Annotated in this window: 8 protein-coding genes; 6 read left to right on the forward strand and 2 right to left on the reverse strand. The window is 71.9% G+C overall.

Going from position 1 to position 11,557, the window contains the following annotated elements; translation table 11 throughout:
• The coding region (ppdK, locus tag AB0C69_RS27485) for a pyruvate, phosphate dikinase (protein WP_360358119.1) at positions 1–1,970 on the reverse strand (1,970 nt) is incomplete at its 3' end.
• Between the two features lie 327 nt (positions 1,971–2,297).
• On the opposite strand from ppdK, the gene AB0C69_RS27490 reads away from it, so the two are divergent.
• Complete coding sequence (locus AB0C69_RS27490; protein WP_360358120.1) at positions 2,298–4,184, forward strand: glycoside hydrolase family 15 protein; 1,887 nt, start codon at positions 2,298–2,300, stop codon at positions 4,182–4,184.
• A 114-nt stretch (positions 4,185–4,298) separates the two neighbouring features.
• Positions 4,299–5,438, forward strand: a complete 1,140-nt coding sequence (locus AB0C69_RS27495) for a septum formation family protein (protein WP_360358121.1) — start codon at positions 4,299–4,301, stop codon at positions 5,436–5,438.
• Positions 5,439–5,485: 47 nt separating this feature from the next.
• On the opposite strand, the gene secD is transcribed toward AB0C69_RS27495, so the two are convergent.
• Positions 5,486–7,741: a protein translocase subunit SecD gene (gene secD, locus AB0C69_RS27500; RefSeq protein WP_360358122.1), complete on the reverse strand. Its 2,256-nt coding sequence runs from the start codon at positions 7,739–7,741 to the stop codon at positions 5,486–5,488.
• On the opposite strand from secD, the gene AB0C69_RS27505 reads away from it, so the two are divergent.
• The 4 genes from AB0C69_RS27505 (at position 7,704) to AB0C69_RS27520 (ending at position 11,442) form a co-directional block, all read left to right on the forward strand.
• On the forward strand, positions 7,704–8,615 hold the full coding sequence (locus AB0C69_RS27505) for a DHHA1 domain-containing protein (RefSeq protein ID WP_360358123.1): 912 nt from the start codon (positions 7,704–7,706) through the stop codon (positions 8,613–8,615). The genes secD and AB0C69_RS27505 overlap by 38 nt on opposite strands.
• A 100-nt stretch (positions 8,616–8,715) precedes the next feature.
• Entirely contained in the window at positions 8,716–9,585 is an 870-nt protein-coding gene (gene truB / locus AB0C69_RS27510; protein WP_345174209.1) for a tRNA pseudouridine(55) synthase TruB, read from the forward strand.
• 110 nt (positions 9,586–9,695) lie between these two features.
• Positions 9,696–10,364, forward strand: coding sequence for a hemolysin III family protein (locus tag AB0C69_RS27515; RefSeq protein ID WP_345174210.1), 669 nt, complete (start codon positions 9,696–9,698; stop codon positions 10,362–10,364).
• A 136-nt stretch (positions 10,365–10,500) separates the two neighbouring features.
• A complete protein-coding gene (locus AB0C69_RS27520; RefSeq protein WP_345174213.1) occupies positions 10,501–11,442 on the forward strand; it encodes a bifunctional riboflavin kinase/FAD synthetase in 942 nt (313 codons plus the stop codon).
• The last annotated feature ends 115 nt before the right edge of the window (positions 11,443–11,557 follow it).

Raw genomic sequence — 11,557 nt, forward strand, 5'->3', positions numbered from 1 at the left:
GGACGTGTCGTCGCGCCCGGCCGCGCCGCGGGGGCCGCGCCCGTCCGAGCCGCGTCCGCATGCAGCGGCGGGTCGATGAGCCGGATGGTGACGGGCAGTCCGTCCATCGCCTCGAAGATGCCCTCGAAGTCGCTCTTCTGGAGCGGCTCCAGGGCGTCCAGCGCGGCCTGCCGCTCGTCCTCGTCCTCGGCGAGGATGAGCTGCTCGACGAGCTGCCGCCGGTCGCCGAGGAACATGTGCTCGGTGCGGCACAGCCCGATGCCGGCGGCGCCGAACCGGCGGGCCCGGGCGGAGTCCTCCGGGTTGTCGGAGTTCGCGCGGACCTTCAGCGCGGCCCGCGCGTCGGCGTGCCGCATGACCCGGTCCACGGCCTTGACGAGGTCGTCGCCGTCCTCGACCGCCAGCTGCCCCTCGAAGTAGCGGACGACGGGCGAGTCCTCGACCGCCACCTCCCCGAGGTAGACCTCGCCGGACGACCCGTCGATCGAGATGACGTCGCCCTCCCGGACCGTGACGCCGCCGGGCGCGGTGAAGTGGCCGCCCTTGACGTCGACGTCGAGCTCCTCGGCGCCGCAGACGCACGTCTTGCCCATGCCGCGCGCGACGACCGCGGCGTGCGAGGTCTTGCCGCCGCGGGAGGTCAGGACGCCCTTGGCGGCGACCATGCCGGCGAGGTCGTCGGGGTTGGTCTCGCGGCGGACGAGGATCACGTCCTCGCCCCGCTCGGCCAGCTCCACGGCGCGCTCGGAGGTGAACACGGCCTTGCCGACGGCCGCGCCGGGCGAGGCGTTCATGCCCTTGGTGATCTTCTTGACCCCGTCCACCCGGTCGGTGAAGCGGGGGAACATCAGCTGGGCGAGCTGGTCGCCGGTGACGCGGCGGGCGGCCTCGTCCAGGTCGATGAGGCCCTGGTCGAGCAACTGGCAGGCGATCCGGAACGCCGCGCCGGCGGTCCGTTTGCCGACCCGGGTCTGCAGCATCCACAGCTTCCCGCGCTCGATCGTGAACTCGATGTCGCACATGTCGCGGTAGTGGTTCTCCAGCGTCTCCATGATCTCGAGAAGCCGGTCGTAGGACGCCTTGTCGATGCGCTCCAGTTCCTTCAGCGGGACGGTGTTGCGGATGCCCGCGACGACGTCCTCGCCCTGGGCGTTCTGGAGGTAGTCGCCGTAGATGCCCTGCTGCCCGGACGCGGGGTCCCGGGTGAAGGCGACGCCCGTCCCCGAGTCCAGGCCCATGTTGCCGAAGACCATCGAGCAGATGTTGACGGCCGTGCCGAGGTCGACGGGAATGCGCTCCTGCCGCCGGTAGAGGATGGCGCGGGGCGCGTTCCAGGAGTTGAACACCGCCTCGACGGCCAGGTCCATCTGCTCGCGCGGATCGGTCGGGAACTCGCGGCCCGTCTTCTCCCGTACGATGACCTTGAACCGGTCGACGAGCTCCCTGAGGTCCCCGGCGGTCAGGTCGCCGTCGTCGTCGCTGCCCCTGGCCCGCTTGACGTCCTCGACGGCGTCCTCGAACAGGTCGCCGTCGATGTCCATGACGGTCTTGCCGAACATCTGGATCAGCCGGCGGTAGGAGTCCCACGCGAACCGCTCGTCGCCCGCCTGCGAGGCGAGGCCGTGGACGGACTCGTCGTTCAACCCGACGTTGAGGACGGTCTCCATCATGCCCGGCATGCTGAACTTGGCGCCGGACCGCACGCTGACCAGGAGAGGGTCGTCGCTCTGGCCGAGCTTCTTGCCCATCGTGGACTCCAGGTCGGCCAGGTGCCGGTTCACCTCGTCCGCCAGGCCGTCGGGCAGGCTCCCGTGCTCGAGGTAGTGCCGGCAGGCCTCCGCGGTGATCGTGAACCCCGGCGGCACGGGCAGGCCGAGATTGGTCATCTCGGCCAGGTTGGCGCCCTTGCCCCCCAGGAGGTCCTTGAGGTCCTTGTTTCCCTCAGTGAAGTCGTACACGAACTTCCGCACGGGGAGCTCCTTCTCGCTCCGGTTCCACCCAGTGGCAGTTCCGGGCCCGCCTCCGCGGGGCGCGCGGCGTCGCGTCACCCCAGGCGGCGGCGGGTCCGCTGCCCTGTTTGCCGGGACTGTACCCGCGAACCCGAGACTTGCTCGGCGCCCGGTGCGCCGAGGGGAGTTATCCCAGCTCAGACCGCGGATAATGGTCTATTCCAATAGGGAGACCAGGGACACACCGCTCCAACCGCACCGCCCGGGCGCCCCGTCCCGGGGGGCGGCCCGTACCCAAGACACGCCCATCGCGTGGGAGAGGGAATGATGAATCAAGGAGGTGACGTTGTGAGGCCGAAGGTCGCCGGCGGCCGGGCGGGAGATCCGTTCGCCCCCATCGCCGATTTCGGGTTCCTGTCCGACTGCGAGACGACCGCCCTGGTCGCGCCCAGCGGCAACATCGAGTGGATGTGCCTGCCCAGGATGGACTCGCCCAGCGTGTTCGGCTCCATCCTGGACCGGGACGCCGGATACTTCCGGGTCGGCCCCGCGGGCGTGGAGGTGCCCGCCGCGCAGCGCTACATCCCGGGGACCATGGTGATGGAGACCACCTGGTGGGTGCACGGCGGCTGGCTGGTCGTGACGGACGCGCTGCTCATGGGCCCGTGGCACCACGAGACGGAACGGTCCCACACGCATCGCAGGGCGCCGACCGACTACGACGCCGACCACGTCCTGCTGCGGATGGTGCGTTGCGTGAACGGGCAGGTGCAGGTCCGCCTCGACTGCATGCCGGTGTTCGACTACGGGCAGACGCCGGCGCGCTGGGAGCACACCGGCTCCGGCTACCACGAGGCCGCCGCGCGCGGCAACGGCGTCGGCCTGCGGCTCACCACCGACATGAACGTCGGGTTCGAGGGGTCGCTCGCCACGTCCCGGACGCTGCTGAAGCAGGGCGAGTCCCGTTTCGTGGCGCTGTCCTGGAGCGAGCACGCGGCGCCCTCCTCGTGGGAGGAGGCGCAGGAGCGGCTCGTCTGGACCGTCCACCACTGGCAGCACTGGCTTGACCGGGGCCGATTCCCCGACCACCCGTGGCGCAGCCACCTGCAGCGCAGCGCGCTGACGCTGAAGGGGCTGACGTTCGCCCCGTCCGGCGCGGTCGCGGCCGCGGCGACGACGTCGCTGCCGGAGACGCCGGGCGGCGACCGGAACTGGGACTACCGCTACACCTGGATCCGCGACTCCACGATGGCCCTCTGGGCGTTCTACACGCTCGGCTACGACTGGGAGGCCAACGACTTCTTCTACTTCATCACCGACGTCGCCGAGGCCGCCGAGGGCAAGCTGCAGATCATGTACGGGCTGGACGGGCGCGAGGAACTGCCCGAGTCCACGCTCGACCACCTCACCGGCTACGACAACGCCCGCCCGGTGCGCATCGGCAACGAGGCGTACATGCAGGCGCAGCACGACGTGTGGGGCGCGATCATCGGCTCCATCTACCTGTTCGTGCGCAAGCGGGACCGGCTCGACGACCGGCTGTGGAAGATCGTCGTCAAGCAGGTCGAGGACGCCCTCGCCAACTGGCGGACGCCCGACTGCGGCATGTGGGAGGTGCGCGGCGAACCGCAGCACTTCACCTCCTCCAAGGTGTTCTGCTGGGTCGCGGCCGACCGCGGGGCGCGGCTCGCCCGCATCCGCGGCGACCAGGAGCGGGCGCTGCGCTGGCAGGCCGCGGCCGACGAGATCCACGCCGACGTGCTCGCCAACGCGCTGGACGACCGCGGCGTCTTCACCGCCCACTACGGCGCGACGGCCCTGGACGCCTCGGCGCTGCTGATCCCGCTGCTCGGCTTCCTGCCCGCCGACGACAAGCGCGTCCGGGAGACCGTCCTCGCCATCGCCGACGAGCTGTCGGAGGACGACCTCGTCCTGCGCTACCGCGCGTCGGAGACCGACGACGGGTTCGAATCGGACGAGGGCACCTTCACGATCTGCTCCTTCTGGCTGGTCAGCACCCTGGTGATGGTCGGCGAGCTGGAGCGGGCCCGCGCCCTGTGCGAGAAGCTGCTGTCCTACGCGAGCCCCCTGCAGCTGTACGCCGAGGAGATCGACCCGCACACCGGCCGCCACCTCGGCAACTTCCCGCAGGCCTTCACCCACCTGGCGCTGATCAACGCCGTCATGCAGGTGATCAGGGCGGAGAACCCCTCGGACCAGCCGCCCCTCGCCTGACCCCCCGGACCCGTGGCCGGGCCGGTCCCCGGCCACGGGATTCCTTCATCACGACTCGGCGACGACCACCCAGAAAACCGGTTTTTACCGAATTGTCCGGCCTACCGTTTCGCCGTGACCACGCCACCATCTCCTGACGACGACCCGGCCGCCCCCGAACCGCCTCCCCCCTGGGCGCTCCCCGACACGCGCGCACCCGCCGCCGAAGCCCCGGCCGCCCCACCGGACGAGACCTCGCCCGCGGACGATCCGGAGCCCTCGCCCACCGCAGGCGAGCGGCCCGGCCGGGCGCGGACGAACGGCTTAGCCATCGCCGCCCTGGTCACCGGTGCCGTGGGCCTGGTCCTGTTCGCGATCGCCTTCGCCGTCGCCGCCCTGGTGCAGATCCGCCGCCGGGGAGGCGGCGGCAGGGGCCTCGCGCTCGGCGGGCTCGGCGCCTCGGCGGCCTGGCTCGCGGTAGCGGCGGTCATCGCGGTGATGTTCGGCGACTCGCTGTTCTCGGCCGGAGAAGCAGAGGCCGACCCGCGTCAGCGGGACGGCTACGTGCTGTCGTCGACCCTGAAGGTGGGGGACTGCTTCACGGCGCAGACCCATGACCCGGCCGATCCGAACGTGTATCCCAGCCCCTGTGCCAGCCCCCATAACGGTGAGGTGGTCGCCAAGGCGACGCTCCCCGCCGGCCCCTTCCCCGGAGTCCAACGGCTCGCCGCCCAGGCGGCGGCGCTGTGCAAGGAACGCACCCCGGACAACGTCAAAAAGATCGTGGACGACGACTTCGACGCGCGGACCGAGCTCCCCAAGCGCAAGGACTGGGAGAGCGGGAAGCGGACTGTGACGTGCACGCTCGTCTACGTCGGCGAGGACAAGTCGCTCACCGCACCGCTCAGCCGCGCCGTGATCACTCCCCGGCACGAGGCGATGTTCGAGCAGGGCGAATGCCTGGAGAAGTGGGACGAGAGCATGACCCCTCCGGTCGTGGACTGCGATCTGCCGCATCAGTTCCAGGTGCTGGCGACGTACAAGCTCCAGGGCAAGGAGTACCCGGGCATAAAGAAACTCGAAAAGATGGCCTCGGAGGGCTGCGCGAGGCGGGCGGCGGACATCTGGAAGGGCGATCCGCCGCCCGACCGCGTCTCCGCCACGTTCGCCACGCCGACCAAGCAGCAGTGGAGACTCGGCTATCGGGACGTGTACTGCCTGATCACGGGCGGCAATAACGGGCCGCTCAAGCGGTCGTTCGTGCCGAAGAAGTGACGTCCCCCTCCGGGCCGCCGCCGGGGGGGGCGGCGGCCCGGGGGGCGTCAGACGACCGCGCCCGAGCTGCCCGGGGTCCGGCGGACCGGCCTGGACTTCTGCTTGCTCTGGGGCGGCGGGGTCTTGGCGTGGCGCTCCAGGACGACGGCCAGCGGCGTCGCCGTGAAGACGCTGGAGTACGTGCCGACGACGATGCCGATCAGGAGCGCGACGGCGAAGTCGGTCAGGGAGTCGCCGCCGAGGACGGCCAGCGCCGCCAGGATGAACAGGGCGCCCACGCCGGTGTTGATCGTCCGCGGCACCGTCTGCAGCGTGCCGCGGTTGGCGATGTCGGCGAACCTCCCCTTGGGGTTCGCCGCCCACATCTCCCGGACCCGGTCGAACACGACGACCGAGTCGTTCACCGAGTAGCCGATGATCGTGAGCAGTGCGGCGAGGAAGACGCCGTCGATCGGCTTGCCCAGCCAGGCGAAGATCCCGGTGACGATCGCGATGTCGTGGAACATGGCGAGCACCGAGCCCGCCGCGAACGTCCAGCGGAACCGGATCGTCAGGTAGGCGAGCTGGGCCAGCAGGGCCACGCCGAGGGCGATGAGGGCCTTGGTCCGCAGCTCCTCCCCCAGGCTGGGGCCGATCAGCTCGTCGCGCTGCTTGGCGGCGCCGCCGCCCTCCTTCGCGAGGGCGTCCCGGATGCGCTTCTCCTCCGCGTTGCCGAGGTCGGCCGTCCGGACCGAGATGTCGTCCTTCCCCGAGGTCTGGACGACGGCGCGCGGGAATCCGGCCTCGGCGACGGCGGCGCGGGCGGCGTCGATGTCGACGTGCCGGGAGGTGGAGTACTCGACCAGGCGGCCGCCGGTGAACTCCACGCCGTAGTTCAGGCCGCGGGCGAAGATCCCCGTGACGGCGAGGACGACGGCGAGCGCGGAGACGCCGAGCCACAGGCGGCTGCGCTTCATCAGGTCGGGGCCGCTGTCCTCCAGCCACCGCCGGATGCGGCCGGCGCCGCCGATGCCGCCCGCCCTGCCCTTGCTGAGCCGGGGCATGCGCGCGGCGGCGGCGTCGGTGAGGACCCGGCTCAGCAGCATCGCCGAGACGAGGGAGCCCAGCACGCCGATGGTCAGCGTGACGCCGAAGCCCCTGACCGGCCCGGAGGCCAGGAAGAACAGCAGGCCCGCGGCCAGCACGGTGGTGGCGGCGGAGTCGGCGATCGCCGACCACGCCTTGGTGAACCCGACGGCCAGCGCCGTCCGCGCGCTGCGGCCCGGCGCGGCGGCGCGCTCCTCTCTCGCGCGCTCGAAGGCCAGCACGTTGGCGTCGATCGCCATGCCGATCGCCAGGACGAACCCGGCGAGCCCCGGCAGTGTCAGGGTGGCGCCGACCGCGACGAGAGCGCCGTAGGAGATGAGCGCGTACCCGGCGAGCGCGACCGTGGCGAGCAGGCCCGCCAGCCGGTAGACGGCCACGATGAACAGGCCGGTGAGGACGATGCCGATGACGGCGGCGCGGGCGCTGGCGTCGATCGCCTCGTCGCCGAGCGTCGGACCGACCACCCGCTGCTCGATGATCTTCACGGGGACGGGCAGCGAGCCGCCCTGGATGAGGGCCGCGAGGTCCTTGGCCTCGGAAGGGCTGAAGTCCCCGGTGATCTGGGTGGAGCCGCCGGTGATGCCGACGCCGCAGGCGACGCTCTCGGTGACCTGCGGAGAGGAGATCACCTTGCCGTCCAGCACGATGGCGACGCGGCGCTCGTCCCCCGCCGCGCAGGCGGCCTTGGCGGTCAGCCGCTCCCAGGTGGTGCCCCCGCCGCCCTTGAACCGGACGTCGACGGCCCAGCCGCCGAGGTTCTGCGGGTCGTAGGAGGCGCTCGCCGACCCGATCCCGGCACCGGTGAGCGCCGCGGGGCCGATCAGGATCCGCTGACCGCTCTCATCGGGGATCAGCTGCTGCCCCGCCGCGGGCGTGCCGGCGGCGGGCAGCACCGGGTGCGCCGTGAGCTGCGCGGTCTTGCCGATGGCGGCGGCGGCGCGGGTCGGGTCCTGGACGTCCGGCAGTTCGACGATCAGCCGCCGGTCGCCGGAGCGGGTGATGGACGACTCGGCGACCCCGAGCGCGTCGACGCGCCGTTGCAGCACCTCGCGGGCACGGTCGGTGGACTCCCGGTCGGCCTTCACGGCCGGGGAGTCCTGCGTCTCCAGGACGATCTGGGTGCCGCCGCGGAGGTCGAGGCCGAGGCGGGCGGGTTTGGACCAGGCGAAGTAGAACGATGTGGCGAGCACGGCGAACGCCAGTACCGCCCGCACCACGTTGGCGCTCGCCCAGGCGCTGCGCTCGTGCGGCAAACGCTGCCTGGCCTCGTTCGGGGAGCCGTTCGGCGTCCCGGCGATCCTGCGGTTCCTGCCGGGCCAGGAGATGCTGGTCGAACCGTCCCGAATGCCGCGCGCCCCGAAGCTGATGATCTCGCTGGACGCGGCGGGCCGGGCCCGGCTCGGCTCGCTCGCGGGCGCCGCCGACCGGGCCGGCGCTCTGATCGTCATCGACCACCACGCGTCCAACACCGGTTTCGGCGGCGTGCGGCTGGTCGACCCGGACGCCGCCGCCACGGCGGTGCTGGTCGAGGAGCTGATCCGCCGGCTCGGCGTGCCGCTCGACCGCGACATCGCGCAGGGCCTGTACGCGGGACTCGCCAGCGACACCGGCTCGTTCAAGTACCCCTCCACGACACCCGAGGTCCACGACCTGGCAGGACGGCTGCTGACGGCGGGCGTCCGGCCGGAGACGGTCAGCCGGGAGCTGTGGGACCGGGCCCCGTTCGACTACCTGCAGGTCCTCGCGGGCGCGCTGGCGAGGGCCCGGCTGGAGCGCGACGCCGCGGGCGGCCGCGGCCTGGTCTGGACGGCGATCGCCCGCACGGACCGGCGCGGCCTGCCGTACGAGCAGCTCGAAGGCGTCATCGACCAGCTGCGCCGGACCGACGAGGCCGAGGTCGCCGTCGTGTGCAAGGAGACCGACGACGGCCGCTGGTACTTCTCCGCTCGCTCCAAGGGCCACGTCGACCTGAGCAAGGTGTGCGCGGCGCTCGACGGCGGCGGTCACCGCGAGATGGCGGGGTTCGTCTGGGGAGGGCCGGTCGACGAGGCGCTCGACCGGTTGCGCGCCCTGCTGCCATCCGACCATTGACCGGGGTGAAGCCGTGCCCTGGCGAGAACCTGCGAGGGCGAGGGGACGGCTAGAATCGCCGTCCTCCGTCCGCCCGCCGTCTTCGAGGTGAAGCAAGAGCATGGATTCGGGACTCGTCATCGTGGACAAGCCCGCCGGCTGGACGTCGCACGACGTCGTGGGAAAGATGCGGCGGCTGGCCAAGACCCGGCGGGTCGGGCACGCGGGCACGCTGGACCCGATGGCGACGGGAGTGCTCGTCCTCGGGATCGGGAAGGCCACCCGCCTGCTCGGGCATCTCGCGTTGACCCGCAAGGGCTACGACGCCACGATCCGGCTGGGCGAGTCGACCAACACCGACGACGCGGAGGGCGAGACCATCGCGACCGCGTCCGCCGAGGCCGTCACCGAGGAGGCGCTGCGGGCCGGCGTCGCGGAGCTGACCGGGACGATCCAGCAGGTCCCGCCGCAGGTCAGCGCGATCAAGGTGAACGGTGAGCGGGCCTACAAGATGGCCCGCAAGGGCGAGGACGTGGAACTCGCCGCGCGCCCGGTGACCGTGGACGAGTTCACGGTGCTGGACGTCCGGCGGCACGGCGGCCTGATCGACGTGGACGCCTCGGTGGCGTGCTCGTCGGGGACCTACATCCGGGCGCTGGCCCGCGACCTCGGCGCCTCGCTCGGCTGCGGCGGCCATCTGACCGCCCTGCGCCGCACCCGCGTCGGGCCCTACGACCTGTCGATGGCGCGCACGCTCGACCGGCTCGCCGAGGAGCTGGAGATCCTGCCGATGGCCGAGGCCGTCGCGGCGGTGTTCCCGCGGCGGGACGTCTCCGACGACGACGCCCGCAAGGTCGCGCACGGCGGGCGGCTGCCGGCCGTCGGCCTCGGGCCCGGCCCGGTGGGCGTCTTCGCCCCGGACGGGACCCTGCTCGCGCTCGTCGAGGAGCGGGGCCCCGTCGCCAAGTCCCTCGCGGTGTTCGTCTCCTGACCCGGGGAGAGCGCGGTGCCGTCCCGTGGCGAGCATCACCGGAGGAACGGATGCGCCACCAACCTACGGTCGCGTAACCTACTTAAGCGTAGGTTCGTGAGGAGGTGTCCGTGACCACGGTGAAAGACGACCCCCCGGTGGCGTCCCCCACCCGGCCGCGACTGCGCGGCTGGCTGCACCTCGGCGCGTTCCCCGCGGTGCTCGTCGCGGGGCTCGTGCTGGTGGCGCTCGGCCCGAGTACGGAGGCGCGGCTGGCGTCGGCGCTGTACGTGGCGACCTCGGGAATGCTGTTCGGGATCTCTGGGACGTACCACCGGCAGCAGTCGCACCGGCTGATCGAGGTGCTCCGCCGCTTCGACCACGCCAACATCTATCTGATCATCGCGGGGACGTACACGCCGTTCGCCGTGCTGGCGCTGGACGGCGCCGTGCGCGTGGCCGTCCTCGCCATCGTGTGGACCGGGGCCATCGCTGGGGTCGTGTTCCGGACGACCTGGATCGGCGCTCCCCGCGCCCTCTACGTCGCCCTCTACATCGCGCTCGGCTGGGTGGCGGTGCTGTTCCTGCCGCAGTTCCTGTCCGGAGCGGGCCTGGCCGCCTGCCTCCTGGTCGCGGCAGGGGGGATCTGCTACAGCGTCGGGGGAGTGGTGTACGGGCTGCGCCGCCCCAACCCGTCCCCGAGCTGGTTCGGGTTCCACGAGGTCTTCCACGCCTGCACGCTGGCGGCCTACGTCCTGCAGTACATCGCGGTGTCGCTGGTCGTCTACCAGTCCGGCTGACGCCGCCCGCTGGATGCGCCAGGGGGCGGGTGCCGCACACCACGCCCCCTGGGTGCGACCAACCCCGCCCCCGCATGGCACTCTTGAGGACGGCAAAGAAGTACCTGACAGGAACGTCCTACGCAGGGAGAGCATGGTGCGGCGCTGGAATGGCCTCGACGAGGTTCCCGCAGACTGGGGCCGTTCGGTGATCACCATCGGGGTGTTCGACGGCGTGCACCGCGGCCACCAGCGGATCGTGGGCGCCGCCGCCGAGGAGGCGCGCCGCCGCGGGCTCCGCTCGGTGGTCATCACGTTCGACCCGCATCCGGACGAGGTCGTCCGGCCCGGCACGCACCCCCCGCTGCTCGCCTCGACCAGGCGCCGCATCGAGCTGCTGGAGGGACTCGGCACCGACGCGGTCGTGGTCGTGCCCTTCACGCTGGAGCTGTCGAAGGTGCCGCCGGACGAGTTCGTCCAGTCGGTGCTGGTCGACCGGCTGCACGCCGCCCACGTGATCGTCGGCGAGGACTTCCGGTTCGGGCACAAGGCCAAGGGGGACGTGGCGCTGCTGCGGGAGCTCGGCGAGAAGTACGACTTCACGGCCGAGGGCATGCCGCTGGTGGCCGACGGCGACACGATCTCATCCACCTACATCAGGGGACGGCTCGACGCGGGCGACGTCGAGGCGGCGGCGCACGCGCTCGGCCGCCCGCACCGCGTCGAGGGCGTCGTCGTGCGCGGCCACCAGCGGGGCCGCGCGCTCGGGTTCCCCACCGCCAACCTGGAGACGCTGCCGCACACGGAGATCCCGGCGGACGGCGTCTACGGGGGCTGGCTGGTCTGCGACTCCGACCGCTACCCCGCCTTCCGCTGGCCGGCGGCGATCTCCATCGGGACGAACCCGACCTTCGAGGGCGCGGGGGAGCGGACCGTGGAGGCCTACGCCCTCGACCGCGACGACCTCGACCTGTACGGCGAGCACATGGCCGTCGACTTCACCGCCCGCATCCGCGACACGTTGAAGTTCGACTCCGTCGAAGCGCTGATCGAGGAGATGCACCGCGACGTGGCCCGAGCCCGCGAGATCACCTCCTGAGCCGGTCTCACGCCTCGCCGCGCTGACGCAGACCGCCTCGACTGTCACGCGAGGTCGCCGACTCCTTCGCCAACGGCCCCTGCTGCGCCAACGTCGCGACGATCACGACCACGAC

It is taken from the genome of Actinomadura sp. NPDC048032 (assembly GCF_040653175.1).
GTDB classification, from domain to species: Bacteria; Actinomycetota; Actinomycetes; order Streptosporangiales; family Streptosporangiaceae; genus Spirillospora; species Spirillospora verrucosospora.